At 74.8% G+C, this 26,482-nt stretch carries 25 protein-coding genes; 14 read left to right on the top strand and 11 right to left on the bottom strand.

Annotated features, from left to right (window positions below):
• The first annotated feature begins 51 nt into the window (after positions 1-51).
• Entirely contained in the window at positions 52-1,338 is a 1,287-nt protein-coding gene (locus HJG43_00125) for an MFS transporter (GenBank protein UER53225.1), read from the top strand.
• On the opposite strand, the gene HJG43_00120 is transcribed toward HJG43_00125, so the two are convergent.
• Together HJG43_00120 and HJG43_00115 are read right to left on the bottom strand one after the other, a co-directional pair.
• Complete coding sequence (locus HJG43_00120; GenBank protein ID UER53224.1) at positions 1,232-2,794, bottom strand: hypothetical protein; 1,563 nt, start codon at positions 2,792-2,794, stop codon at positions 1,232-1,234. The two genes, HJG43_00125 and HJG43_00120, sit on opposite strands and share 107 nt — an antisense overlap.
• Positions 2,795-2,896: 102 nt before the next feature.
• Complete coding sequence (locus HJG43_00115; GenBank protein ID UER55563.1) at positions 2,897-4,372, bottom strand: CCA tRNA nucleotidyltransferase; 1,476 nt, start codon at positions 4,370-4,372, stop codon at positions 2,897-2,899.
• Positions 4,373-4,486: 114 nt separating this feature from the next.
• Between HJG43_00115 and HJG43_00110 the strand changes: the two genes are divergently transcribed.
• From HJG43_00110 to HJG43_00065, 10 genes are all read left to right on the top strand, one after another.
• Positions 4,487-4,972 carry an NUDIX hydrolase gene (locus HJG43_00110; protein ID UER53223.1) on the top strand — a complete coding sequence of 162 codons (486 nt, stop codon included), beginning with the start codon at positions 4,487-4,489 and terminating at the stop codon, positions 4,970-4,972.
• Between the two features lie 10 nt (positions 4,973-4,982).
• On the top strand, positions 4,983-7,025 hold the full coding sequence (locus HJG43_00105) for a hypothetical protein (GenBank protein UER53222.1): 2,043 nt from the start codon (positions 4,983-4,985) through the stop codon (positions 7,023-7,025).
• Between the two features lie 23 nt (positions 7,026-7,048).
• Positions 7,049-8,680, top strand: a complete 1,632-nt coding sequence (gene murJ, locus HJG43_00100; GenBank protein UER55562.1) for a murein biosynthesis integral membrane protein MurJ — start codon at positions 7,049-7,051, stop codon at positions 8,678-8,680.
• A gap of 43 nt (positions 8,681-8,723) precedes the next feature.
• The gene (locus HJG43_00095; GenBank protein ID UER53221.1) at positions 8,724-9,134 is read left to right on the top strand and encodes a hypothetical protein; all 411 of its coding nucleotides are present in this window, start codon (positions 8,724-8,726) and stop codon (positions 9,132-9,134) included.
• A 127-nt stretch (positions 9,135-9,261) separates the two neighbouring features.
• A complete protein-coding gene (locus tag HJG43_00090) occupies positions 9,262-10,890 on the top strand; it encodes a hypothetical protein (GenBank protein UER53220.1) in 1,629 nt (542 codons plus the stop codon).
• A gap of 29 nt (positions 10,891-10,919) precedes the next feature.
• Complete coding sequence (gene sigM / locus HJG43_00085) at positions 10,920-11,609, top strand: RNA polymerase sigma factor SigM (protein ID UER55561.1); 690 nt, start codon at positions 10,920-10,922, stop codon at positions 11,607-11,609.
• Entirely contained in the window at positions 11,606-12,466 is an 861-nt protein-coding gene (locus tag HJG43_00080) for a hypothetical protein (protein ID UER53219.1), read from the top strand. Before sigM ends, HJG43_00080 begins: the two co-directional genes overlap by 4 nt.
• Before the next feature lie 102 nt (positions 12,467-12,568).
• Complete coding sequence (gene trxB, locus HJG43_00075; GenBank protein UER53218.1) at positions 12,569-13,594, top strand: thioredoxin-disulfide reductase; 1,026 nt, start codon at positions 12,569-12,571, stop codon at positions 13,592-13,594.
• A gap of 88 nt (positions 13,595-13,682) precedes the next feature.
• On the top strand, positions 13,683-14,009 hold the full coding sequence (gene trxA, locus HJG43_00070) for a thioredoxin (GenBank protein UER53217.1): 327 nt from the start codon (positions 13,683-13,685) through the stop codon (positions 14,007-14,009).
• A 132-nt stretch (positions 14,010-14,141) separates the two neighbouring features.
• Positions 14,142-15,290: an N-acetylmuramoyl-L-alanine amidase gene (locus tag HJG43_00065; GenBank protein UER55560.1), complete on the top strand. Its 1,149-nt coding sequence runs from the start codon at positions 14,142-14,144 to the stop codon at positions 15,288-15,290.
• Positions 15,291-15,301: 11 nt separating this feature from the next.
• Here the strand turns inward: HJG43_00065 and HJG43_00060 are convergent, their stop codons facing one another.
• Positions 15,302-15,961, bottom strand: coding sequence for a GNAT family N-acetyltransferase (locus HJG43_00060; protein UER53216.1), 660 nt, complete (start codon positions 15,959-15,961; stop codon positions 15,302-15,304).
• A gap of 218 nt (positions 15,962-16,179) precedes the next feature.
• On the opposite strand from HJG43_00060, the gene HJG43_00055 reads away from it, so the two are divergent.
• Together HJG43_00055 and HJG43_00050 are read left to right on the top strand one after the other, a co-directional pair.
• The gene (locus tag HJG43_00055) at positions 16,180-17,475 is read left to right on the top strand and encodes a PLP-dependent aminotransferase family protein (protein ID UER53215.1); all 1,296 of its coding nucleotides are present in this window, start codon (positions 16,180-16,182) and stop codon (positions 17,473-17,475) included.
• 82 nt (positions 17,476-17,557) lie between these two features.
• Positions 17,558-18,523, top strand: coding sequence for a D-alanine--D-alanine ligase (locus HJG43_00050; GenBank protein ID UER53214.1), 966 nt, complete (start codon positions 17,558-17,560; stop codon positions 18,521-18,523).
• A gap of 307 nt (positions 18,524-18,830) precedes the next feature.
• Here HJG43_00050 and HJG43_00045 read toward each other — a convergent pair whose 3' ends face one another.
• From HJG43_00045 to rpmH, 8 genes are all read right to left on the bottom strand, one after another.
• A complete protein-coding gene (locus HJG43_00045) occupies positions 18,831-19,958 on the bottom strand; it encodes a ParB/RepB/Spo0J family partition protein (GenBank protein UER53213.1) in 1,128 nt (375 codons plus the stop codon).
• Between the two features lie 34 nt (positions 19,959-19,992).
• The gene (locus HJG43_00040) at positions 19,993-21,123 is read right to left on the bottom strand and encodes a ParA family protein (protein ID UER55559.1); all 1,131 of its coding nucleotides are present in this window, start codon (positions 21,121-21,123) and stop codon (positions 19,993-19,995) included.
• Between the two features lie 26 nt (positions 21,124-21,149).
• Positions 21,150-21,800 (bottom strand): 16S rRNA (guanine(527)-N(7))-methyltransferase RsmG, encoded by a 651-nt coding sequence (rsmG, locus tag HJG43_00035; protein UER53212.1) that lies wholly within the window; start codon positions 21,798-21,800, stop codon positions 21,150-21,152.
• Between the two features lie 73 nt (positions 21,801-21,873).
• A complete protein-coding gene (locus HJG43_00030; protein ID UER55558.1) occupies positions 21,874-22,416 on the bottom strand; it encodes a single-stranded DNA-binding protein in 543 nt (180 codons plus the stop codon).
• A 157-nt stretch (positions 22,417-22,573) separates the two neighbouring features.
• A complete protein-coding gene (gene yidC, locus HJG43_00025; GenBank protein ID UER55557.1) occupies positions 22,574-23,536 on the bottom strand; it encodes a membrane protein insertase YidC in 963 nt (320 codons plus the stop codon).
• A gap of 108 nt (positions 23,537-23,644) precedes the next feature.
• Positions 23,645-23,935, bottom strand: coding sequence for a membrane protein insertion efficiency factor YidD (gene yidD, locus HJG43_00020; GenBank protein UER53211.1), 291 nt, complete (start codon positions 23,933-23,935; stop codon positions 23,645-23,647).
• Positions 23,932-24,300 carry a ribonuclease P protein component gene (gene rnpA, locus HJG43_00015; protein UER53210.1) on the bottom strand — a complete coding sequence of 123 codons (369 nt, stop codon included), beginning with the start codon at positions 24,298-24,300 and terminating at the stop codon, positions 23,932-23,934. Before rnpA ends, yidD begins: the two co-directional genes overlap by 4 nt.
• 16 nt (positions 24,301-24,316) lie before the next feature.
• Positions 24,317-24,454 carry a 50S ribosomal protein L34 gene (gene rpmH, locus HJG43_00010; protein UER53209.1) on the bottom strand — a complete coding sequence of 46 codons (138 nt, stop codon included), beginning with the start codon at positions 24,452-24,454 and terminating at the stop codon, positions 24,317-24,319.
• Between the two features lie 476 nt (positions 24,455-24,930).
• Between rpmH and dnaA the strand changes: the two genes are divergently transcribed.
• Positions 24,931-26,382 (top strand): chromosomal replication initiator protein DnaA, encoded by a 1,452-nt coding sequence (dnaA, locus tag HJG43_00005; GenBank protein UER53208.1) that lies wholly within the window; start codon positions 24,931-24,933, stop codon positions 26,380-26,382.
• The last annotated feature ends 100 nt before the right edge of the window (positions 26,383-26,482 follow it).

The following is a 26,482-nucleotide window of genomic DNA, read 5'->3' as shown; positions in this document are numbered from 1 at the left end:
CGGACCCGCCCGGGCGCCGTCGCGCGCACCGGCCGCCCCTAGGTTGACCGCGTGACCCCTCCCGGCACCGCCCTCGGCGACCTGCGTGCCGTCCTCGCCGGACCGGGGTTCCGCCGGCTGCTCGCCGTCCGGGTGACGAGCCAGGGCAGCGACGGGCTGATGCAGGTGGCGCTGGCGTCGCTGTTCTTCTTCTCCCCGGAGCGACAGGCCACGACCGCCGGGGTCGCCTCGGCGTTCGCCGTCCTGCTCCTGCCGTTCACCCTGGTCGGACCGTGGGCGGGGGTGCTGCTGGACCGCTGGCAGCGCCGGCAGGTCCTCGTCTGGGGGAACGTCGTCCGGGCGGTGACCGTCACGGCGACCGGGTGGGCGCTGGTCGAGCTCGGGACCGGTCCGGTGCTCTACGGGCTCGTGCTGCTGGCCCTGTCGGTCAACCGGTTCCTGCTCGCGGCGCTGTCCGCCGCCCTGCCGCACGTCGTGGCCGCCGACCGGCTGGTGACGGCGAACGCGGTGAGCCCGACGATCGGCAGTGCCAGCGCCTTCGTCGGGGCGACCGTGGGGTTCGCCGTGCGCCCCGCCTTCCCGGACGGCGACACCGGCGACGCCCAGCTCCTCGGGGTCGTCGTCGCGGTGTGCCTGACGGCGGCCCTGCTGGCCACCCGGCTGGGGCGGCGGAGCCTGGGGCCCGACGAACCGGAGCGAGTGTCCGCGGCCGAGGCGCTGCGCCGGCTCGTCGCCGATCTCGTCGCCGGCGTCCGGCACGTCCGCGACCGGCCGGTCGCGGGCTGGTCGCTGCTGTCGGTGGGAGCACACCGGCTCGCCTTCGCCGTGACGTTCATCGCACTCATCCTGCTGTCCCGGAACCGGCTGAACCCGCCCGGCGACCCGGACGCCGCGCTGGCCACGCTGGGCGTGGTCGTCGCGGCGTCCGGGGTGGGGTTCGTGGCGGCGGCGGTGGTCACGCCGGTGGTGGTCCGGCGGCTCGGCGCCCCCGCGTGGGTCAGCGCGACCCTGCTGCTGGCCGCCGCCACCCAGGCCACGCTCGTCGTCGGTGTCTCGACCGCCTGGGCCGTCGTCGTCGGCCTGGTGCTGGGGCTGGCCGCGCAAGGACTGAAGATCAGCGTGGACACGATCGTCCAGCACGAGGTGGACGACGCCTTCCGCGGGCGGGTGTTCGTGCTCTACGACGCCATCTACAACGCCGCCTTCGTCGGGGCCGCCGCGCTCTCGGTGCTCATCGTCCCGGACGACGGGTACGCCCGCTGGTTGTACGCCGGTATCGCCCTCTGGTACGCCGGGGCGGGGCTGGCCTACCGGCACCTGCTGCGGCCAGGGCGCTGATCCCGAGCCCGACGAGGGCTGCGCCGGCGATGGCCGGGACCACCGCGACACCGCCGGTGCGCGGCAGCTCGGGCACGGCCGGGGGAACCGTCGCCTCCGGTGGGGCTGACACCTCCGGTGGGGCTGACGCCTCCGGCGGTGCGGGCACCTGCGGCGGTGCCGTGGCCTCGGGAGGTGCCGGGCTCGGCGGCGGTGCGCCCTCCGGCACCGGGGGCACGGTCGGCTCCGGTGGCGCGGGCGCCTCGACGAGCGTCGTCTCGGCGGCCAGCCCGAACCGGCCGGCCCACCCGGGCTGCCGCTCGTCAGCGGGCACCCGCTCGGTCCAGACGTACCAGCCCGGGTGCTCCGGCGTGAGCGGCGGGGTCTCGTACCTGCCCGGGCCGGTCACCACGGTCTCCACCGTGCCCACTGCCGGTGCGCCCGGGGGTGCCTCCGGTGCCGGTGCCGGGGCCTCGGGGAACGGTCCCCACAGCGTCGAGGTGACGACCACGGCGTGGCCGTCGGGCCACGTCCCCTCGACGAGGCCGACCTCGAGGTGGTCGGTGACCGGCGTCCCGGCCGTGACGCGCTCCGCGGAGGTGCGGGTCACCACGGACGGCGCGAACGGCAGCAGCACGTCCGCGGTGGCCTGCCCGGTCACCGGGACCGGTGGCACCGGGGTGACCACGCGCTGCACGCCGGCCCGGTCGGCGGTGTGCAGCGTGACCGTGCCGGCCGGCACCGTGGCCTTCGCCGCCACGGTGACCGTGCCGTCCCCGGTGAGGCGCAGAGGCACCTCGAGCGGGCGAGTTGCGGACACCCGCGGCTCCTCGGTGCCCCCAGCGTCCCCGCCGTCCCCGGCCGGTTCGGCCGGGCCCGTGACGGTCACGTCGACCGGCCACCCGGCGACCGGGGCGCCGGAGGCGCTGGCCAGCAGCACCCGGGCCGTCGCAGACCGGGCCTGCGGGTCGACGTCGAGGGACACCTGGAGGTCGTAGGGCCCCGCGGCTGCGGCCGCCTCCGCGGCCAGGGCGCGCACCGTGGGGCCCAGGTCCACCCCGTGCAGGGTCGGCGGCTCGGACGGTACCCGCGTGCGGGGGTCGTGCGGCAGCTCCGCGGAGGTGTGCACGAGGTAGGCGAGCGCGGCGTGGACCTCGTCGGTCTCCTGGGCCGCGTACCGGGTCAGCAGGTAGCTGGTGCGGGGCGCCTCGAGCGGCCGGCCGGTCCAGGTGAAGCCCGGCTCGGGGGCGGCCCGGCCTGCGTCGACGCACCACGCCCACGGGTCACCGCCGAACGTGCCGTGGCTGCCCAGCCACGTCGCCGGGTGGGCCAGACCGGGACCTCGGTTCCGCTCGTCCACCTGGGCCCAGACCCCGGTGGCGCCGAGCCCCAGCACGCTGGCGACCGCGACGAGCAGCGCCCACACCAGCCGGAGCAGCCGCCGGCTCCCCACGTCGTCCCTGTCCGTGTCCGCCATGCCGGCGAGCGTGGACCGAACCGGCGGACGGGACGGGTCACCGGTCCCGGGCTGTGGACGACGGGACGTGGCCGGGGGCTGTGGAGGACAGGACCGGCCGGGTCAGGACCGGGACTCGGGCTGCTGCGCCCACCACTCCAGCAGCGCGGCCCGGGCCTCCTCCTCGCTCATCGGCCCCCGGTCGAGCCGCAGCTCGAGCAGGTGCTTGTAGGCGCGGCCGACGACCGGGCCCGGTCGCACCCCGAGGATCTCCATGATCTGGTTGCCGTCCAGGTCGGGGCGTGCCGCTGCCAGCTCCTCGCGCTGGCGCAGCTCGGCGATCCGCTGCTCGAGGTCGTCGTAGGCACGGGACAGCCGGGCCGCCTTGCGCTGGTTGCGGGTGGTGCAGTCCGCGCGGGTCAGCCGGTGCAGGCGCTCGAGCAGCGGACCGGCGTCGGCGACGTACCGGCGGACCGCGGAGTCCGTCCACCGCCCCTCGCTGTACCCGTGGAAGCGCAGGTGCAGCGCCACCAGCGTCGACACCTGGTTGATCGTGCTCTTGTCGAACCGCAGCGCCTTCATCCGCTTGGCGGTGAGCTTCGCACCGACCACCTCGTGGTGGTGGAAGGAGACGCCGCCGCCGGGCTCGAAGCGTCGGGTCGCCGGCTTGCCGACGTCGTGGAAGATCGCGGCCAGCCGCAGCACGAGGTCCGGCCCGGGGACCGGCCCCTCGGGGCCGTCCTCGAGGGCGATCGCCTGGTCCAGCACGGTCAGGGTGTGCTGGTAGACGTCCTTGTGCCGGTGGTGCTCGTCGATCTCCAGCCGCAGCGCCGGCAGCTCGGGCAGCACGTGGTCGGCCAGGCCGGTGGAGACCATGAGCTCGAGGCCGGCTCGCGGGTCCCGGGCGAGCACGAGCTTCTCCAGCTCGGTGCGCACCCGCTCGGCCGAGACGATCTCGATCCGGCCGGCCATCGCCTGGATCGCCGCGAGCACGTCCGGGGCCACCCGGACGCCGAGCTGGGCGGCGAACCGGGCCGCGCGCATCATCCGCAGCGGGTCGTCGTCGAAGGACTGCTCGGGCGACCCTGGCGTCCGCAGCAGCCCCCGGGCCAGGTCCGTCGTCCCGTCGAACGGGTCGACGAACTCCATCTCGGGCAGCCGCAGGGCCATCGCGTTGATGGTGAAGTCGCGCCGGGACAGGTCGCCCTCGAGGGTGTCCCCGTAGGCGACGACGGGCTTGCGGGAGGACGGGTCGTACACCTCGGACCGGTAGGTGGTGACCTCGACGACGAGGTCGCCCTTGCGGGCGCCGATGGTGCCGAACTCCCGACCGATGTCCCAGTGCGCGTCCGCCCACGGCGCCAGCAGCGCGAGGGTCTCCTCCGGGCGCGCGCTGGTGGCCAGGTCGAGGTCGAACACCGAGTCGCCGAGGCGCCCGAGCAGCGCGTCCCGCACCGGCCCGCCGACCAGGGCCACCTCGTGCCCGGCCCGGGAGAACAGCTCGCCCAGCTCGACGACCACCGGCGCGTTGCGGAGCACGGCTGCGACGGCGTCCGCCCGGGCGGCCTCGAACGCCGCACGGACCGGGTCGGGGGCCACGTCACCGGTCTGGCCGGGGGTCGAGCTCTGCTGGGGCACGACGTCCAAGCCTGCCAGACCGGGCCGGGACGTCGGACCAGGGCCGCGGCAGGGCCGCTGGTTACAGTGAGCCGCATGCCCGCCGCCCCCCGTCGAGCCCGGCCCCGTGGCGGCCGTTGGCGCACGGTCGAGGAGACCTCGGCGGGCGGGCTGGTCGTCGACCTCGCCGCCAGCCCGCCGACCGTGGCCGTCATCGCGCGGGTCAACCGGGCCGGGCGGCTCGAGTGGTGCCTACCGAAGGGTCACCTCGAGGGCGCCGAGACGCCTGAGCAGGCGGCCGTCCGGGAGATCGAGGAGGAGACCGGCATCCGCGGCCGAGTGGTCGGCGATCTCGGCACCATCGACTACTGGTTCGCGGTCGAGGGCCGCAGGATCCACAAGACCGTGCACCACTACCTGCTGGAGGCGACGGGGGGTCGCCTCACCGTGGAGGGGGACCCGGACGCCGAGGCGGTCGACGTCGAGTGGGTGCCGATCGACGAGCTCGGGTCCCGGCTGGCCTTCGCCAACGAGCGGAGGATCGCCCGGGCTGCGACCGCGCTGCTCGCGGACAGTGCGTGACGGCCAGGCGATGAGGGGCCGCCTGCTGCTCGTCGTGGTGCTCGCGCTGCTCACCGTCCTGCCCGCCACGGTGCCGGCGGCGGGACAAGACGGTGTCCCCGCCCCACCGCAGGACCCGGCTCCGGTCGGCGACCGGATCGTCCTCGACGTCCACGAGGTGACCCCCACCGTGCTGCGCCCCGGCGGGGAGGTGGCGGTGACCGCGACCCTGCGCAACACCGGTGGGGTCGCCGCCACCGACCTGCTCGTCCGCCTGCAGGCCTACACCGTGCGGCTGCCCACCCGGGACGCCGTCGACGCGTGGGCGCAGAACCGGTCGGGCATCCGAGCGGGCAACCAGCCGCTCGCGGAGACCCGGATCGACGAGCTCCCGCCGGGCGGCACCGCCGGGATCACCCTGAGCGCACCGGCCGAGGCCCTCGGGCTGTCCACCGCCGCGGTGGCCTGGGGACCGCGCGGCCTGACCCTGGAGGTGCTGCGCCGCCCGAGCTTCGAGCAGGCGGCGGTGGCCCGCGCGTTCACCGTCTGGGACCCCCGCGAGGAGGTCCCGGCGGACGAGCGGATGCCGCTGTCGGTGCTCGTCCCGGTGACCGCGGGCCCCCCTGACGTGGCGAGCGCCCGCCTGCCGGCGTCCGCCGTGGACGCGCTCACCGCCGACGACGGTCGGCTCGGGCGCCTGCTCGCCGCGACCTCGCCGTCGCACGCCGCGTGGGCGGTCGACCCCGGCCTGCTCCGCTCGGCGGCGGACACCCCGGCCGGCCAGCAGTGGCTGGCCGCGGCCCGGGACGCCGCCGACGGACGTGACGTGCTGGCCCTGCCGCAGTGGGACCCGGACCTGGTCGCCCTCGCGGCCGCCGGAGGGCAGGCCGGGGACCTCTACGCGCTGGCGCGCCGCCAGGGCCGGGACGCCGTCGGTGACCTGCTTGACAGCCCGGTCCGGGCCGAGGCGGCGTGGCCGGCCGGGGGCGGGGCGGACGAGCAGACCCTCGCCCTCGCCGTCCGGGCCGGGGCCACCGCCGTCGTCCTCGGCGCCGGAGCCCACCCGCCGCTCGACCCGGACGCGGTGGTCTCCGGCCGCAGCACGGTGCCGGCCGGCACCGACCGGCTCGACGGCCTGCTCGCCGACACCTCCCTGTCCACGGTGCTCACCGACGCGACGGACGGCGACGGCGACGTGCTGGCCCGGTCCCGGCTGGCCGCCGAGACGGCGGTGCTGGCCCGGGCGGCCGGGGACGACGTCCCGCACCTGCTCGTCACCCTGCCCCGCGGGTGGGACCCGTCCCCGGACGCCGCCGCCGACGCCTTCGCCACGCTGACCGGGACGCCGTGGACCCGTCCGGCCCCCCTCGACGCGCTGCTCGACGCCGCCCCGCCCGAGGTGGAGCGGGCAGCGGTCCGCCAGTCCGCCACCGGCCGCTCCGCCGCCCTGCCCGCCGAGGGCCTGCGCCAGGTCGCGGAGGCGCTGGAACAGGTTCGCCGGGTCTCCTCCGCCCTGAGCCGCCCGCAGGACGTGCTCGAGTCCGCCGAGGCCTCGGCCGTGGCGGCCACGTCGGTGTCCTGGCGGGAGGCCAGGCCCGCCTGGCAGGACGCCGTCGCGGAGCTCGGCGCCCGGGCCGAGCAGGTGGTGTCCGGCGTCCACGTCGTCGAGGGCAGCACGGTGAACGTCGTGTCGGCCGCCGCCGACCTGCCGGTCACCGTCGCCAACGAGCTGGACCAGGACGTGTCGGTCGTCGTGTCGGTACAGCCGCGCAGCCCGCGGCTGGTCGCCGACGACCCGGTGGAGGTCGTCGTCGACGCGGGCGGGGCGCAGCGCGTCGCCGTCCCGGTGCGTGCCGTGGCGAACGGCGACACCGAGGTGGAGATCGCCCTGTCCGCGCCCGACGGCACCTCGCTGGGGTCCCCGGTGGTCGTCCCGGTGCGGGTGCGCGCCGACTGGGAGACCCGGGGCCTGCTCGTCGTCGGCGCCGTCCTGGCACTCGTCCTGGTGAGCGGCCTGGTCCGCACCATCCGCCGCGGCCGACGGCGCAGCGAGTCCACCGGGGTGGTCCGGTGAGCCTGCTGCGCTCCACGGCGGTGATGGCGGCGGGGACCGCGACCTCGCGGGTGCTCGGGTTCGTCCGTGCGGCGGTGCTGGCGTGGGCGATCGGCGTCAACGCCCCCGCCGCGGACGCCTTCGCCCTGGCGAACACCATCCCGAACAACCTCTACATGCTCATCGCCGGCGGTGTCCTCAACGCCGTCCTGGTCCCGCAGATCGTGCGGGCGGCCCGGCGCGGCGACGGCGGCCAGGAGTACACCGACCGGCTGCTGTCGGTCGCCCTGGCGGTCCTGCTCACCCTGGCCGTCGGGCTCACCGTCGGCGCACCGCTGGTCGTGACGCTGTACGCCAACGACTTCGACGGGGACCTGCTCGCGCTCACCGTCGCCTTCGCCCTGTGGTGCCTGCCCCAGGTGTTCTTCTACGGGCTGTACACGCTGCTCGGCCAGGTGCTCAACGCCCGTGGGTCCTTCGGCCCGTACATGTGGGCGCCGGCACTCAACAACGTCGTCGCGATCGGCGGCCTGCTGGTGTTCGTCGCGCTCTTCGGCTCCGGCGCCGCCGCGCACCCGGTCGAGGACTGGACCCCCGAGCGGATCGCCGTACTGGCTGGCACGGCCACCCTCGGCGTGGTGTCGCAGGCGCTGGTGCTCGTCGTCCCGCTGCGCCGGACCGGCTTCCGCTTCCGTCCGCGGGGCGGGTGGCGCGGGATGGGTCTGGGGACGGCGGGCCGGGTCGCGTCGTGGACGTTCGCCGGTGTCCTGGTCGGGCAGCTGGGCTACCTGCTCGTGACGAACATCGCCGCCGCCGCACGGGAGGCGACCAAGGACCTGCCCCCGCAGCTCGCCGCGCAGACCCCCGGCTACGCGGCCTGGGGGCTGGCGTACCTGCTGTTCATGCTGCCGCACTCGCTGATCGCGGTCTCCCTCGTCACGGCCCTGTTCACCCGGATGAGCGGTGCCGCCGCGGACGGGGACGTCGCCGCCGTCCGCCGGGACGTCTCCGGCGGGCTGCGGGTGCTGGGCGTGGCCTCGGTGCTGGCGACGGTGGGCCTGCTCGTGCTGGCCGGCCCGGCGGGCCGGCTGATCAGCGCCCAGGCCACGGACGCCGAGGCGCAGGCGATCGCCCGGGTCGCCGCCGGGATGGCCCTCGGCCTGGTGGCGTTCAGCGCCTCGTACCTGCTCAACCGGGCGTTCTACGCCTTCGAGGACGCCCGGACGCCGTTCGTCGTCCAGGCCGTGGTCGTCGCCGTCTGGTCGGTCGGCAACGTGCTGGCCTGGGCGCTGCTCCCGCCGCGGGCCATGGTGGTCGGGGTGGCGGTCGCGATGAGCGTCGCGCACGTCGTCGGGGCCGTGCTGTCCGCGGTGCTGCTGCGCCGCCGGCTCGGCGGGCTGGACACCGCCCGGGTGGTCCGTACCCACGTCCGGCTGCTGGCCGCCGGGACCGTCGCCGGACTCGTCGGCGTCGGCGTCTCCGCCGTGCTGTCCGACCTCACCTGGTCCAGCCGGACCGGCGCGCTCGGCACCGCGCTCCTCGCCGGCTCGGCGATCACCCTGACCTACCTGCTCGCGCTGCGGGTGCTCCACGTCGACGAGCTCGACGCCGTCCTGCGCCGGGTGCCCGGGCTGCGCCGGTTCGCCCGACCGGGACGGCGCGGCGAGGTCCGGTAGGGCCGGGCTCAAGTCGGGGCCGCCGGGTGCCGATGCGCAGGCCGTGGAGGGGGTCCGTGCCCGCCGCCGGGACGACGCCGGCGGCATCATCGTGGGCTGGCTGACCAAGCTCGTCGTCGTCGGGGCGGTCGTCGGCGTCGTCGCGTTCGACGCGGTGTCGATCGGGGTGTCTCGCCTGGCCGTCGAGGACGACGGTGCCCTGGCCGCCCGCGAGGCGAGCACCGACCTCGGCCGCACCCGCAGCGTCCAGTCCGCCTACACCGCGGCGCTGTCCGCGGCGACGGAGGCGAACCCGCTCAACGAGGTGCCGCCGCAGTCCTTCGAGGCCCTGCCGGACGGGACGGTCCGGCTCGTCGTCGGCCGGGACGCCACGACGTTCGTCGTCCACCGGATCGGCTGGATCGCGGACTGGGCGCACGTCGAGGCGCACGTCGAGGGCCACCCGCTGCCCTGACGCTCCACCACGACCGACCGGGCGACACGGCCGGCGCCGGGCCTGCCGAGCACCGCCGGCACCTAGCATGAGGGCGCCGCGGCGACGGACGCCCCGGCGCGCCCGGTCGGCGCAGACTCAGGTGGAGGTGACGGTCCTGGACGGCGTGGGCCACGGCACGGTCCTGGCGGGGCGGTTCCGGCTCGAGGAACGGCTGCAGGTCGCCCCGGGCACCTCGCTGTGGCGGGCCGTCGACGTCGCCCTGGAGCGGCCTGTCGGCGTCCGGGTGGTGAGCGGGCAGGCGGCCGCGGACGCCCTGGACGCGGCCCGGCGCGCCGCCGTCGTCGACGACCCTCGGCTGCTGCGGGTGCTCGACGTGGGCACCGAGACCGTCGGCACGGGTCCTGGGACGGGACAGGTCGCCTACGTCGTCTCCGAGCTCGTCGCCGGGGAGTCTCTCGCCGAGCGGCTGCGGTCCGGTCCGCTCCCCGCCGCCCGGGTGCGGGTCCTGGTCGGCGAGGCGGCCCGGGCCCTGGCGACCGCCTCGCAGGCGGGCCTGCACCACACCCGGCTGACGCCCGCCTCCCTCGTGCTGGGCACCGACGGGGCGGTGAAGGTGGCCGGGTTGGCCGTGGACGCCACCCTGGCCGGACCGCCGGACAGCCGCGAGGACGTCGACCCGCACGACGCCGCGGCGGCCAGCCGGGCGGACGCGGTCGGCCTGGTGGCGCTGCTGTACGCCGGGCTCACCGGACGCTGGCCGTTCGGCAGCGTCGACGGCGTGCCGGCCGCGCCGCTGGTCGCCGGCCGCCCGGTCCCGCCGGCGGACATCGTGCCCGGGGTGCCGAACGACCTCGACACGCTGTGCGCCGTCACGCTCGGCCCGCACGGCGACGGTCCGCGCACCCCGGCCGAGCTCGCCGACGAGCTGGCCCCGTGGGACCGCAGCACGACCGTCGACGACGCCGTCGTCACCGGCCCGGACGTCGAGGGGCCGGACGTCGAGGAGCCTGGGACGCGACCACCGAGCCGGTTCCCGGTGCAGCTGGCCGCCGGGACCACCGGGCCGACAGCGGCCTTCTCGTCGCCGGATCCCGCCGGCGGCGCAGGGCTGCCGGACGACGACGTCACGGTCGGCCGCTCCCGGCGGACGCAGACCGCGGTCGCACTGGTCGTCGTCGCCGCCCTCGTCGTCGCCGGCCTGTACCTGGCGGTCGGGTCGCTGCGCACCATCGGTGAGCGCGACCCTGCCGCCGCACCGGTGACCCCGACGTCGTCCGCGGCACCGTCCGTGGAGCCGACGCCGACGCCGACGCGGACGCCCACCGCCACCGCGAGCCCGCAGCTGCCGGCCCCGCAGGTCCAGGGAGTGCGCACCCTCGACCCGCTCGGGGACGGGGAGGAGAACGACGGCGAGGCGCCGCGTGCCGTCGACGGTGACGACGCCACGGCCTGGACGTCCAGCACGTACAGCACCGCGGCCTTCGGCAACCTCAAGGACGGTCTGGGCCTCGCGGTGGACCTCGGCCGGCCCAGTCTCGTCTCCGGCGTCGACCTCCTCGTCCGCGGCAGCGGCGGGGTCGTCGAGGTCCGCAGCGCCCCCGGTCCGGGGGTGGAGGACTCCGAGGTGCTCGCCACCGTGGAGACGACCGGCGAGGCTCAGGCGATCGATCTCGAGACGCCGGTGGAGACGCAGTACCTCGTGCTGTGGTTCACCACGCTGCCGCAGGTCGGTGGCGACTACCGGGTCGAGCTGGCCACGGTCGGGGTGCGCTGACGGTGGCGGGCGAGGTCGGCGACCGGGGTCTGCGGGACCACGGGGACGGCAGGAGCGACCGGGACCTCCTCACCGCCCACGCCGACGGCGACCCGGACGCCTTCGGCGAGCTGGTCCGACGGCACCGCGACCGGCTGTGGGCGGTGGCCGTGCACACCCTGGGCGACCGGGAGGAGGCCGCCGACGCGCTGCAGGAGGCGCTGGTGTCGGCGTTCCGGCACGCCGGCTCCTTCCGCGGTGACGCGGCCGTGACGACGTGGCTGCACCGGATCGTCGTCAACGCCTGCCTGGACCGGGTGCGCCGGGCCCGGGCCCGGCGCACCGACCCGCTCCCGCCGGCCGACGTGGCGGACCGCCGGGACGACCATGCCGCGACCGAGGCGCGCCTCGACGTCCACGCGGCGCTCGCCCGGCTGCCCGAGCACCAGCGGGTCGCGCTGGTCCTCGTCGACCTGCACGACCTCACCGTCGCGGAGGCCGCCCAGGTCCTCGGGATCGCCGAGGGCACGGTGAAGTCACGGTGCGCCCGTGGTCGCGCCGCGCTGGCGCAGGCGCTGCGTCCGGGGAACCCTGCCGTCGCCGAGGACGTCCCACCACCGACGACCGGTTCGACCCCGACGTCCCCGACGCCCCGTTCGAACCCGACGTCCCCCGCGACACCGACCCAGCCCGCGACACCGACCCAGCCCGCTCCCCGCACCCCCGGAGACCCGACGTGAGCACGGACGCCGGCCGCGCCCACCCCGCACCCGAGGAGCTCGACCTCCTGCTCGGGCCCGGGGCGGAGCCGGACGCCTCCGCCGAGGCGACCGAGGTCCGCGCGCACGTCCGGGACTGCGCGACCTGCGCCGCTCTCGTGGCGGAGATGGCGACGGTCCGCGAGCTGCTGCGCACGGCGGGCCGTGACGTCCCGCCGCCGCCGGCGGACCTCGACACGCGGATCGCCGCCGCGCTGGTCGCGGCGGCAGCCGGCCCGGAGCCGGCCGGGGGCACCACCGGCACCACCGTCGTCCCGCTGCAGCGGCCGCAGCCGAGGGTCCCGCGCTGGGCGACCGTCGCCGCCGGCCTCGTCGTCCTCGCCGGCAGCGCGCTGACCGCCGGCCAGCTGATCGGCGGCTCCGGGTCGGACCAGGCGACCAGTGCGTCGGACCAGGCCGAGAGCACCGACGCCGCAGGTGAGGTGGCCGGGGCCGCGGCCACCCCGGTCCTGCGCAGCGGCACCGACTACGGGCCGGACACCCTGCCCCGGCAGGTGCTGGCCCTGCTGAACGACCCGCAGGAGCGGGCCGAGGAGCCCGCCCAGGAGCCCGCCGAGGAGTCCGCCGACGGCCCGGCGGGGACGCTGGCGGCGCCCGTCGAGGAGCCGGTGGCGACGCCGCAGGGGCTCGCCGAGTGCCTGGTGGCGCTCGGCGCCCCGGGCGCGGTGCCGCAGGTGGTCGACCTCGCCACCTGGCAGGGGGAGCCGGTCGCCGTCATCGTCCTCGACGAGGGCGACCGGCGCGGGGTGTGGGTGGTGGAGCGCACCTGCGCCCCCGGCGCGGACGGCCTCGTCCACTACGCGTCCGTCACCGGCTGAGGCGGGAACAGCCGGGGCCTACGATCAGTTGACCGCCACGGACCGTCAGACATACCCCGCGCGGTATCCGCGGGCCCCGACCGGAAGCAGGCAGGCGAGGCAGTGAGCGAACAGACCACCGACCAGATCCGCGACGTCATCATCGTCGGCTCCGGGCCCGCGGGCTACACCGCGGCGCTGTACACGGCCCGGGCCAACCTCCAGCCGCTCGTGCTCACCGGGTCGGTGACCGCCGGTGGCGCGCTGATGAACACCACCGAGGTGGAGAACTACCCCGGCTTCCCCGAGGGCCTCATGGGTCCCGAGCTGATGGAGCGCTTCCAGCGCCAGGCCGAGCGCTTCGGCGCCGAGCTCGTCTGGGACGACGCGGTGGCGCTCGACCTCACCGGCGAGGTGAAGACGGTCACCACCGGCAGCGGCGCGGTGTACCGGGCCCACGCCGTGATCCTGGCGACCGGGTCGGCCTACCGGGAGATCGGGCTGGAGAACGAGCGCCGGCTCTCCGGGCACGGCGTCAGCTGGTGCGCGACGTGCGACGGCTTCTTCTTCCGCGACCAGGACCTCGCCGTCGTCGGCGGAGGTGACTCGGCGATGGAGGAGGCGACCTTCCTCACCCGGTTCGCCCGGTCGGTGACGATCGTGCACCGCCGCGACTCGCTGCGGGCATCGAAGATCATGCAGGAGCGGGCGATGAAGGACCCGAAGATCCGGTTCGCCTGGAACTCCGAGGTGGTCGACGTCCTCGGCGAGGACAAGGTCACCGGTATCCGGCTGCGGGACACCGTCACCGGCGAGGAGCGGGACCTCGAGGTCGGCGGGCTGTTCGTGGCGATCGGCCACGACCCGCGGGTGGAGCTGTTCAAGGACGTCGTCGCGCTCAACGAGAAGGGGTACGTGGCGGTCGAGGGCCGGTCCTCCCGGACGTCGGTGCCCGGCGTGTTCGCCTGCGGTGACGTCGTCGACCACGAGTACATGCAGGCGGTCACCGCAGCCGGCTCGGGCTGCGTCGCGGCGCTGGACGCCGAGCGGTTCCTCGCCGCCCGCGGGGAAGCCGGCGACCCGGACCAGGACGTCGCCCAGGCGGCGGGCCGCCCCGAGCCGGCCGAGCCCGCCGGTCTGCGGCCCTGAGCAGGCCCACCACCGCTGTCACCGGCCTGCCGTACGGTGACTGTCTGCACGACATCCCTGTCCGCACCCGACCGAGAGGAGACGCCCCGTGGGCGCCACCCAGGCCGTGACCGACGCCACCTTCGAGGCCGAGGTCCTGCAGTCCGACAAGCCGACCCTCGTGGACTTCTGGGCTCCGTGGTGCGGCCCGTGCCGCCAGGTCGCCCCGATCCTCGAGGAGCTCGCCGAGGAGTACGCCGACAAGATCAAGGTCGTCAAGCTCAACACGGACGAGAACCCGCGGACCGCGGCGTCCTACGGCGTCACCTCCATCCCGACCCTCAACGTCTACCGGGGTGGGGAGCTCGTCAAGACCGTCATCGGCGCCCGGCCCAAGCCGGTGCTGGTCAAGGACCTCGCCGAGTTCCTCGGCTGAGCGCCGGCGCAGTCCCTCCGCGCGACCGGGTGTTCCGGGCGGACCGGACCGTTCCGGCGTAGCATCGCCGGAACCTGCCGGCGTGGGTGTCCGGGTGCAGAGGTGGGGGTCCGGGTGGAACGTCTCGACGAGCTGCTGCGCCGCGGTGACCGGGGGCCGCGGGTCGCCGCCGTGCGCGAGCAGCTCGCCGCCGTCGGCCTGGACTGCGCCACCGCTCCCGGCGAGGACCCCGGGCTGTTCGACGCCCGCCTCGAGCGCGCCGTCCGGGGCTTCCAGCAGCAGCGGGGGCTGACCTCCGACGGGGTGGTCGGCGCCGAGACGTCCCGCGCCCTGGACGCCGCCCGGTGGCGGCTCGGCGACCGGATCCTGCGCTACACCCCCGGCCACCTGGTGCACGGCGACGACGTCACCGCCCTGCAGGAGCGGCTGAGCTCGCTGGGCCTGCTCGACGACCGGGTGGACGGCGTGCTGGGCCCGGCCACCGAGCGGGCGCTGCGCGAGCTGCAGCGCGGTCTCGGCCTCACCCCGGACGGCACCTGCGGCCCGGCGACGCTGCGGGCCCTGCAACGGCTCCAGCGGACCGTGCGCGGCGGTGACGTCGGCGCACTGCGGGACACCGAGCGGGTGCGCCGGTCGGGCAGCAGCCTGGTGGGCCGCGTCGTCGTCGTCGACCCGGGTCACGGCGGGGACGACCCCGGTGCCGTCGGGAACGGGCTGCGGGAGGCGGACGTCGTCCTCGACCTCGCGCTGCGCCTCGAGGGCCGGCTCGCCGCCTCGGGGGTGACGGCGGTGCTGACCCGGGGGGCGGGGCAGAACCCGAGCACCAGGGACCGGGCGCGGCTGGCGGACGACGTCCGCGCCGACCTGTTCGTCTCCCTGCACTGTGACGCCGCCACGGGCACCGCGGGGCAGGGGGTGGCCACGTCGTACTGGGGCGACCCCCGCGTCGGCACCCGGTCACCGGTCGGGGCCCGGCTCGCCGACCTCGTGCAGCGCGAGCTCGTCGCCCGCACCGACCTCGTCGACTGCCGGACCCACGCCCGCACCTGGGACCTGCTCCGGCTCACCCGGATGCCCGCGGTGCGGGTCGAGCTCGGCTACCTCACCGACCCCGGCGACGCCCGCCGGCTGGCCGACCCCGCGTTCCGGGACACCTGCGCGGAGGCCCTGCTCGTCGCCGTCCAGCGGCTCTTCCTGCCCGAGGACGAGGACCCGGCGACCGGGACCTTGCGCGTGGACGACGTCCTGGCCCGGGTCCGGGCGGCCGACGGCCCTGCCTGATCAGGACCTGATCAGGAGCCGGTGAGCACGGGGTGGCGCACCCCGGCGAGAATCCGCTCCAGCGCGGCCTCGACGTCCTCCCGCCAGGACAGCGCCGTGCGCAGGTCGAGCCGCAGCCGCGGGTAACGGGGGTGCGGCCGCACGGTGGTGAAGCCGACCGCGAGCAGGAACTCCGCCGGGACGACGCAGCCCCCCGGGGGGGCCTCAGCCGTCCGGACGTCCGCCGGGTCAGGCGGGACCGCAGGCGGGGAGGCGTCCCCGAACGCCTCGATGGCCCGCAGCCCGCGCCGGGTGAGGTCCTTCGCCGCACCCTGGACGAGCATCCGGGCCAGGCCCCCACCCCGGTACAGGGGCAGCACGGCCGCGGTCATGAGCAGCACCGCGTCCGGGGACACCGGGGAGGTCGGGAACGCCGTCGAGCGGGGCACGAACGCGGGGGGCGCGTACGTGACGTACCCGGCCGGGACGTCGTCGACGTAGGCGATGCGGCCTGCGGTGCCCCACTCCAGCAGCACCGCGGACAGCCAGGCCTCCTTCTCGAAGGCGGCGTCCCCGGCCCGGACGGCGCGCTCGCCGGCCACCGGGTCGAGCTCCCAGTGCACGCAGCGGCGGCAGGCCGCCGGGAGGTCGTCCAGACGGTCCAGCGTCAGCGGGGCGAGGAAGCGGCTCATCCTCCCCGACCGTCAGCCGCCCGCCACGGGACGACGCCGGCGGCGCGGCCGGAGCAGCTCCGCCACGAACGCCACGACGGCGCCCGCAAACAGCCCCGCAGCGACGGTCCGGGCGACTCCCATGCGACACTCCCAGGCGACGATCTGCTGCAGCGGCCCGCCGGTGCGGGTTGCACGCGAGGCGGGTAGGAAACATCGTACGGCGAGGGAGGGACCCGATGGCCACGGGGAACCGGCTCGACCCGTGGGTGGACACGTACGCCACCCGCACCCGCGGGATGACGGCGTCCGCCATCCGCGCCCTGTTCGCGGTCGCCAACCGTCCGGAAGTGGTCTCACTCGCGGGGGGCATGCCGAACCTCGCGGCGCTGCCGATGGACGCCGTCGCCGACGTCGTCGACGACCTCGTGCGCACCTCCGGGGCCACCGCGCTGCAGTACGGGTCCGGCCAGGGAGACCCGGTGCTGCGGGAGCTGATCACCGAGGTGATGGCTGAGGAGGGGATCGCGGCGTCCGCCGAGGACGTCGTCGTCACCACCGGCTCCCAGCAGGCGCTCGACCTCGTCACCCGGGTGTTCGTCGACCCGGGGGACGTCGTGGTCGCGGAGGCACCGAGCTACGTCGGGGCGCTCGGGGTGTTCTCCGCCTACCAGGCCGACGTCGTCCACGTGCCGATGGACGCCGACGGCCTCGACCCGGTCGCGCTGGAGGAGACGCTGACCCGGCTGCGGGCCGAGGGCCGCCGGGTCAAGCTGCTCTACACCGTGCCCAACCACCACAACCCCGGCGGCGTCACGCTCGCGGCCGGGCGCCGGGCCGCCGTGCTGGAGACCGCCCGCCGCCACGGCGTCCTCGTCCTGGAGGACAACCCCTACGGCCTGCTCGGGTTCTCCGGCGACCCGCTGCCGGCCCTGCGGGCCACGGACGCCGAGGGGGTCGTGTACCTCGGGACGTTCTCGAAGACCTTCGCGCCCGGGCTGCGGGTCGGCTGGGCCCTGGCCCCGCCCGGCGTCCGGGACCGGCTCGTGCTGGCCAGCGAGGCGGCCATCCTGTGCCCCAGCGCGTTCGCCCAGGCGGCCGTGGCCGGCTACCTGTCCCGCCACGACTGGCGGGGGCAGATCAAGGCGTTCCGGGAGCAGTACCTCGAGCGGCGGGACGCGATGCTGGCGGCACTGGAGGACCACCTGCCGACCGCGTCGTGGACCGTGCCCGGCGGCGGGTTCTACGTGTGGCTCGGCCTGCCGGCCGGCCTGGACGCCGCTGCCATGCTGCCGCGCGCGGTCACCGAGCGGGTCGCCTACGTGCCCGGGACGGCGTTCTACGCCGACGGCTCCGGAGGCAGCCACCTGCGGCTGTCGTACTGCTACCCCTCCCCCGACCGGATCACCGAGGGGGTGCGGCGCCTGGCCGAGGTGGTCCGGGCCGAGACCGAGCTGATCGACACGTTCGGTGCCGCCCCGGGCGCCACCGGCCGCGGTCCCGCCGGCGACGCCCCCGGGCCGGACGTCACCTGACCGCCAGGCCGACCCTCCAGGTGACGCCCCGACGACGACCCCGACGACGAGCCAGGTCCGACAAGAACCGAGGAGCCCGACGATGGCGAGCAGCGGCACCGGTCCCCGAGTCCTCGTGCTGGCCGGCGGCCTGTCCCACGAGCGTGACGTGTCGCTGCGGTCGGGGCGCCGTGTCGCCGAGGCGCTGCGCGCCGCCGGCTGCGAGGTCACCACCCGCGACGTCGACGCGGACCTCCTGCCCTCCCTCGAGTCCGACCGTCCGGACGTCGTGTGGCCGCTGCTGCACGGCTCGACCGGCGAGGACGGCGCGGTCCGCGACGTCCTGGAGCTGCTCGACCTGCCGTACGTCGGCGCCGAGCCGGCCGCGTGCCGCCGGGCGTTCGACAAGCCGGTGGCGCGGTCCGTGGTGGCCGCAGCCGGGCTCGCCGTGCCGACCGGGGTGGCCCTGCCGCACTCGGTGTTCCGTGAGCTCGGGGCGCGGGCGGTGCTCGCAGCCCTCGTCGACCGGCTCGGGCTGCCCCTGGCGGTCAAGCCGGCCCGCGGCGGCTCCGCGCTGGGGGTGAGCGTCGTCGAGGAGCCCTCGGAGCTGCCGCGGGCGATGGTCGACTGCTACGGCTACGGCGAGGTCGCCCTCGTCGAGCGCGCGGTTCGCGGCACGGAGGTGGCCGTCAGCGTGGTCGCCGACGAGGAGGCACCGCGCGCCCTGCCCGCGGTGGAGATCGTGCCTGCCGCCGGCACGGTCTACGGCTACGACGCCCGGTACACCGCCGGCGGGACCGAGTACTTCGTTCCGGCCCGGCTCGAGGAGAAGGCGGCGAGCGCGGCAGCCGAGGCAGCGCTCACCGCGCACCGCACGCTCGGCCTGCGCGACCTGTCCCGGACGGACCTCATCGTCGACGCCGAGGGCACGCCGTGGTTCCTGGAGACCAACGTCGCGCCCGGCATGACGGAGCTGTCACTGCTGCCGCAGGGACTCACCGCCGCCGGTGACGACCACGGCTGGGTGTACCGGCGACTCGTCGAGCGGGCCCTCGCCCGACGGGGGTGAGGACGGACCCGGCCTTGTCGAGGACCGGGGCGAGGCAGGCGGCGGCAGCCCGTCGAGAGCGAGGCAGGCTGTCAGTTGTCGTACGTACGTTCGAGTCACAGTTCCGTTGTCGTCCCGCCGGCTCGACGGCTCGTCGGTGCGGCTCGGTGAACCTGGCTTTCCACACCCGACGCGAGCACCGCCTCCAGTCGCGTACTTCCGCACGACATCACTGAAGAGCAGAAGGTACAAGAGGAACGAGGCCACGCCTCGGTCTCCGTGCGCAATCGATGCGGGAGCCCAGGACTGCCGGGCAGGAGTGTCCGGCTCAGTCCTGGTCGGGCGCCGACGAGGTACGGCCGCGCAGCACGCCGGCGTCACCAGGGGCGAGCATCTCGACGATCCGGTTGAGGTCCTCGAGGGTCGCGAACTCCACCGTCAACCGGCCCTTCCGGCGTCCGAGGGCGACGGAGACCCGGGTGTCGAACCGGTCGGACAGCCGCTCGGCGAGCGCGTCGAGCGCCTCGTGCCGCTCGCCAGCTCGAGGGCGACGCCGGGGAGCCGGTGGCTCGTCGTCGCCCCCGACCGCGACGATCTCCTCCGTGGCCCGCACCGACAGGCCCTCGGCGACGATCCGCTGGGCGAGTCGTTCCATCGCCGCGCCGTCGGACAGCCCGAGCAGCGCCCGGGCGTGCCCGGCGGACAGCACGCCCGCCGCCACCCGCCGCTGGACCAGAGGCGGCAGCCGCAGCAGACGCAGGGTGTTGGAGATCTGCGGTCGCGACCGGCCGATGCGGGCGGCCAGCTCGTCGTGGGTACAGGCGAAGTCGTCGAGGAGCTGCTGGTAGGCGGCGGCCTCCTCCAGCGGGTTCAGGTCGGCCCGGTGGAGGTTCTCCAGCAGCGCGTCCCGCAGCAGATCGTTCTCGCCGGTGTCCCGGACGATGGCCGGCACGGTCTCCAGCCCGGCCCGCTGGGCGGCCCGCCACCGCCGTTCGCCCATCACCAGCTCGTAGCGCGACTCACCCTCGGGGACGTCGTCCGGAACCTCCCGGACGACGATCGGCTGGAGCACCCCGATCTCCCGGACCGAGTGCACGAGCTCAGCGAGAGCGTCCTCGTCGAACACCTGGCGAGGCTGTCGCGGGTTGGGCCGGATCCAGTCGACGGGGATCTCCGCGAACTGGGCGCCGGGTACCGGCAGCAGACCCTCCGGTGCCGCGGTGCCACCGGCGTCCGCGTCGTCGTTTCCCGTGAAACCATCACGACTGTCAGCGGACGGGGTGGCGCCGCCGCCTGTGTCAGAACCAGAGACCCCCTCGGTCTCCGCCTCGTCGTCCCGCGCGGCGCCCGGGAAGAACACGTCGACCGGCCGGTCCCCGACCGGTCGGCCACCGGCAGGGGCGGCCGGGATGAGCGCTCCCAGTCCCCGGCCCAGACCACGACGCCTGTCGCTCACCGTGTCTCCTCGCTCGTCATGGTCTCCTCGTTCGTCACACAGATGCCCCGTGCTGCTCAGCCCGCTCGGCCAGCTCCCGGGCGGCCGCCAGGTAGGACAGCGCGCCACTTGATCCCGGATCGTAGGTCATCACCGTCTGACCGTGGCTCGGCGCCTCGCTGATCCGTACCGATCGGGGGACGGTCGTCCGCAGCACCACGTCGGGAAAATGGTTGCGCACCTCCTCGGCGACCTGGGCGGCCAGCCGGGTCCGTCCGTCGTACATGGTCAGCAGAATCGTCGACACGTGCAGCGTGGGGTTGAGGTGACCTCTGATGAGTTCGATGTTCTTCAGCAGCTGCGTCAGTCCCTCCAGGGCGTAGTACTCGCACTGGATCGGGATGAGCACCTCCTGCGCGGCGCAGAACGCGTTGACGGTGAGCAGGCCCAGGCTCGGCGGGCAGTCGATGAGCACGTAGTCGACGCGCGGCTCTCCTCGCTCCTCAGCACCCTCGAGAAACGTCTCGAGCGCACGCCGGAGCCGGGTCTCCCTGGCGACCATGGAGACGAGCTCGATCTCCGCTCCGGCGAGGTCGATGGTGGCCGGAGCGGCGCGCAACCCCGGGACGTCGGGACAGGGCTGGACGACGTCCGCGAGCGGGACACCCTCGACGAGTACGTCGTACACCCCCGGCACCTCGGCGTGGTGCTCGATCCCGAGGGCGGTCGAGGCGTTGCCCTGGGGGTCGGTGTCGATGACGAGCACCTGCAGACCCGCCTGGGCGAGCGCGGCGGCGATGTTCACCGCGGTGGTCGTCTTGCCGACCCCGCCCTTCTGGTTGGCGACGGTCAGGACCCGGGTCTGCTCCGGTCGCGGCAGACGACGCCCGGACAGCTGGATCCGCCGACGAGCGTCCTCGGCGACACTGCGGGCCAGGGGGGTGGTGTCATCCGCCTCCGGGATGACGTCGGCGAGCTCGCGCCGAGTGTCCTCGTCCGGCTCCGTTTCACGTGGAACCGGATCCTCGCCGCTCGATTCACGTGAAACAGCTGCGGGTCCATGTCCCTCGGTGCTGGCCTTGACGCTGGCCTCCGAGGACGGACGCGGTCCTGGCCACCCGAGCCCGGTAGGCCGGGCTCGCGGTGCGGAACCGGTCGAGGACCTGTCCGGCTCGGGCCAGCCCAGGCCACGTGCGACACGGACCGCCTCACTCACCGCGCCCTCCTCCCAGTCCGTCCGCTGGCGACCGCGACCCTAACCCGGACCACGGTCGTCGGGGTCTGCAGGAGGTCGGCGCCGCACTCGACGACGTCGGCGCCAGCGGCTCCCAGACGACTGAGGGCGGGGCGGGCGGCGTCCAGCTCGTCCCGCGCCGTCCGCCCCTTGATCGCCAGCAGCTCCCCACCGGGCTCGACCAGCGGCAGCCCCCACTCCGCGAGACGTCGCAGTGGAGCAACGGCACGGGCGGTGACGACCGGCGCGGCGAGCTCGCCGTGGAGGTCCTCGGCCCGGGCCCGACGCACCACGACGTCGAGGCCCAGGTCGGCGACGACGGACTCCAACCAGGCCACCCGGCGTTCCAAAGGCTCGACGAGAGTGATCCGCAGGTCGGGTCGCGCGACGGCGAGCGCGATGCCGGGTAGCCCCGCGCCGCTGCCGAGGTCGACGACCGCCACACCTTCGGGCACGAGCTCGGCGAGCACTGCGCAGTTGAGGACGTGCCGGCTCCACAGTCGCGGCAGCTCACGGGGGCCGAGCAGGCCCCACTCGACGGCCGTCGTCGCCAGGTGCTCGACGAAACGCTCCGCGACGGGCAGTCGCGCACCGAAGACGGTGGACGCGGCGGCGGGCGCGGGCTCCACGTGACCGCGTGCTGGCGATGTCGGGTCCGTCACCGGCAGCCCCTCGCGGAGAACCGGTACCGACGCTGCATGGTCACTCCTGCGGTGACAGCACGACGACGCGCCGCTCGGGCTCCTCGCCCTCGGACTCGCTGCGCAGGCCGGCGGCGGCCACCGCGTCGTGAACCACCTTGCGCTCGAACGGCGTCATCGGCTCGAGCCGCACCGGCTCCCCGCTGCGCCGCACCTCGGCGACGGCGCGCTCGGCGAGGGCCTCGAGCTCCTCACGGCGGGCGGCCCGGTACCCCGCGACGTCGAGCATGAGCCGGCTGCGCTCACCGGTACTCGTCTGCACGGCAAGTCGCGTGAGCTCCTGAAGAGCCTCGAGCACCTCTCCGTCCCGGCCGACAAGAGCGCGCAGGGACCGGGAGGCGACCGGGTCGGCCACGATGGAGACCGTGGCACGTCCGTTCTCCACGTCGATGTCGATGTCGCCGTCCAGGTCGGCGATGTCGAGCAGCTCCTCGAGGTAGTCCGCAGCGACGTCGCCCTCCTCCTCGAGGCGGGACGAGGCAGCGGACCCGGATCCCGTGCGGCTCCGCGAGCCGGGAGCGGACGCCGCCGGTGGTGCATCCACGTCGGGCGTCAGGTGAGGGGAGTCGGTCACGACAGGCTCCTTGCGTCGGTGCGGTGGTCGGCCGACCACCAGGGTCTCGCAGCGTCTCGGCGGGTTCTCGAAGGGTCTAGCGGCATCTAGAAGGATCTAGCAGGAGATGTAGCGCAGGTCAGCGGCGTCAGGTGGAGCGGCGGGCTCCCGACCCACCGCCCGAGCCCTTGGCTGGGCGGGTCCCCGACCGACGACGGTCCTTGCGCTTGGGCTGCGGCCGCTGACCCCGGGGCTTGGTCGGCTCGATCACCTGCGTCGTCCCCCCGCCGGCCGTCGTCCCGGCCTCGGCGGCCGGCGTCACCGCCGACGATCCGCGGCCGCGCCGGGCCTTGCGCTCCTGGAGCGCCTTCTCAGCCGGGGAGCCGGGCGCCGGCATCCGCCGGATGACGAACAGCTGCTGCCCCATCGACCACAGGTTCGTCGTGAGCCAGTAGATGAGCACGCCGATCGGGAAGTTCACGCCCGACACGGCGAAGATCACCGGCAGGGCGTACAGCATGATCTTCTGCTGCTGGGCGAAGGGGTTGTCCAGCGCCGCGGCCGGCATGTTCTTCGTCATCAGCTGCTTCTGCGTGATGAACGTCGTCGCCGACATCGCGACGATCAGGATGACTGTCAGCACCTTGACGCTGATGTCGTCCGAGTTGAGGAACGTGGACGACAGCCGGGCACCCATGAGGCTCGCCTCGTTGGCCTGGACGGCGAGCTCCTCGGTGAGCGGACCGATGGCCTGCCGCTTGCCGACGTACTCGTTGAGCACCCGGAACAGAGCGAAGAAGATCGGTGCCTGCAGCAGGATCGGCAGGCACGAGGAGAAGGGGTTCGTCCCGGAGCTCTTGTAGAGCGCCATCGTCTCCTCGGTCATCGCCTGACGGCTGGCCGGGTCGGTCTTCCCCTTGTACTTCGCCTGGATCTTGCGCAGCTCCGGCTGGATGAGCTGCATGCCGCGGGACGCCTTGATCTGCCGGACGAACAGCGGGATGAGCAGGATGCGGATGACGACGACGAGGCCGACGATGCTCAGCGCCCAGGTCCAGCCGCCCGCCTCGTCCATCCCGAGGGTCGTCAGCAGCGCGTGGAACTGAACCATGATCCACGCGACGGCGATCTCGAGCGGCTTGAGAATTCCCACGGTCGGGCTCCTGGCGGTCGGGCGGGTAGCAACCGGCAGGCACGGCTACCGGTCTCTGGTCTAGGTCTACGGCACGCGGGTCGGCTGCCGGTCCCGGCGGGGCGGGACGTGGTCGACGCCGCCGGCGCTCCACGGGTTGCACCGCAGCACTCGCCACACCGCCATACCGGTGCCACGGACGGCGCCGTGCTCGCGCAGGGCACCCACCGCGTACGCCGAGCACGACGGGTAGTACTTGCAGGTCTGCCCCAGCAGCGGCGACACCAGCAGCTGGTAGACCCGCACGAGGCCGATGAGGGCGAGAGCGGGCAGGCGACGGAGCAGGCCCAGGACGCCGTCCGGCCGGGCGCCGTTCACGACGTCCCGTGCCGGGACGATCGCCGGAGGACGACGCGGACGGCGGAGTCCAGCTCCGCGCCGAGCTCGGCGGACGAGGCGCTCGCCGCCGGGGGCAGGGCGCGGACGACGACCCCGGCCCCTGCGGGCAGGGCCCCGAGACGGGCGGCCATGAGGTGCCGCAGCCGCCGCCGGACCCGGTTGCGGGTGACGGCGTTCCCGACAGCGCGCGAGACCGCGAACGCCACGGTCACCGGAGCGTCCGGCCCGTGCTGCAGGTCCGGGACCAGGTGCACGACGAGCCGGCTGCGTCCGGCGCGCACCCCACGCCGGACCGTCCGGTCGATGTCCTTCGACCGGCGCATCCGGTGAGCGGCCGGCAGCACGACGTCGCGACTCGGATCAGGCGGAGAGCTCGCTGCGGCCCTTGCGACGACGGGCAGCCAGGATGGCCCGCCCGGCGCGGGTACGCATCCGGTGCCGGAACCCGTGGTTCCTGGCGCGGCGACGGTTGTTCGGCTGGAAGGTCCGCTTGCTCACTGTTTCTCCACACTCCACGGCTCCGACCGTGCGGGGCGCACGGGGACGGCGGTCGTCGGCCGCCACCGGACGTCCACGCACGCAGAGCGCGTGGACATGCGACAGGGGCCGGTGACACGGCAGCACCCCACGGTACGGTCCGTCCCCGACGGGGGTCAAACAGAGTGCCGCCGACCAGCTCAACACCTCGCCGCGACCCTTGTCCCGGGGCGGCGGTGTTGTTACCGTCCTGCGCCGTCGGTCACCCGTCGCCGTCCACGGCCGCGGACAGGGGCGCGGTCCCAGCGACGCCCCGAGGACGGGTCTCTCCACAGCGTGTGGACAACCCTGTGGACGGCGAGCGTCCCCGATGCGGTCTACTAGGACGCCGGACGGGTCGCCGTCCGGCGTCGACGGCACCGCGCGCCGACGTGCACAGGGCACCGTCGTAGAGGGGGACCGGTCGTGGAGGAGCACAGGCTCGTGGACCAGCGCCGATGAGTGAGCCGACGGACCTGCACCAGCTCTGGCGGACGGTGGTCGGCGCCCTCGGCTCGGACGACCGGGTGAGCGCCCAGCAGCTGGGCTTCCTGCGCCTGACCCGCCCGCTCGGCGTCCTCGACGGCACGGCGCTGCTCGCCGTCCCGAACGAGCTGACCAAGGAGATCCTCGAGCAGCGGGTGCGTGAACCGGTCCTGGAGGCGCTCGCCGACCAGCTGGGTCAGCCGGTGCGGCTCGCGGTGACCGTCGACCCCGCCATCGACCTGGACCACCTCGCCGACGACAGCAGCGACCACGGCGACGGCACCGAGGACACCGACCTGCTCGGCACCGACAGTCCGGACGTCGCCGACGTCTTCCCGCCCCGGCCGGTGGGCTCACGTCGTGAGCGTGAGCGCGGCCGGGAGGTGGAGCCGGCCCGGCTCAACCCCAAGTACACCTTCGACACCTTCGTCATCGGTGCCTCCAACCGGTTCGCGCACGCCGCGGCGGTCGCCGTCGCCGAGGCCCCGGCCAAGGCCTACAACCCGCTGTTCGTCTACGGCGAGTCCGGGCTGGGCAAGACGCACCTCCTGCACGCGATCGGCCACTACGCCCAGCACCTCTACGGCGGCGTGCGGGTGCGGTACGTGAACTCCGAGGAGTTCACCAACGAGTTCATCAACTCGATCCGGGACGACAAGGCGAGCGCCTTCCAGCGCCGCTACCGGGACGTCGACGTCCTGCTCATCGACGACATCCAGTTCCTCCAGGGAAAGGTGCAGACCCAGGAGGAGTTCTTCCACACCTTCAACACGCTGCACAACGCCAACAAGCAGGTCGTCATCACCTCGGACCTGCCGCCCAAGCAGCTCTCCGGCTTCGAGGAGCGGATGCGGTCCCGGTTCGAGTGGGGCCTCATCACCGACGTCCAGCCGCCGGACCTGGAGACCCGGATCGCCATCCTGCGCAAGAAGGCGGTCGGTGAGCGGCTGCAGGCACCACCGGAGGTGCTGGAGTACATCGCCAGCAAGATCTCCACCAACATCCGGGAGCTCGAGGGCGCCCTGATCCGGGTCACCGCGTTCGCGAACCTCAACCGCGCCGAGGTCGACCTCGCCCTCGCCGAGGTCGTGCTCAAGGACCTCATCACCGACGACGACGCCGGCGAGATCACGGTGTCCACGATCATGGCGCAGACCGCCGACTACTTCGGGCTGACCATCGAGGACCTGTGCGGGACGTCGCGCTCACGGGTCCTCGTCACCGCCCGGCAGATCGCGATGTACCTGTGCCGGGAGCTCACCGAGCTGTCCCTGCCCAAGATCGGCCAGGCCTTCGGTGGCCGCGACCACACCACGGTCATGCACGCCAACCGCAAGGTCCGCGAGCTCATGACCGAGCGGCGCTCGATCTACAACCAGGTCACCGAGCTGACCAACCGGATCAAGCAGCAGCACCGCGCCTGACCGGTCCGTCCGCATCAGCACCCTCTTGGGCGGGCCCGGAGCAGATGAGGACCCGACGCAACCATGTCACCCGTTTCCCACACCTGTGGACAACTCTGTG

It is taken from the genome of Kineosporiaceae bacterium SCSIO 59966 (assembly GCA_020881835.1).
Classification (GTDB): domain Bacteria; phylum Actinomycetota; class Actinomycetes; order Actinomycetales; family SCSIO-59966; genus SCSIO-59966.
The sequence above is the reverse complement of the archived record's forward strand: the minus strand, read 5'-3'. Positions and strand labels throughout refer to the sequence as shown.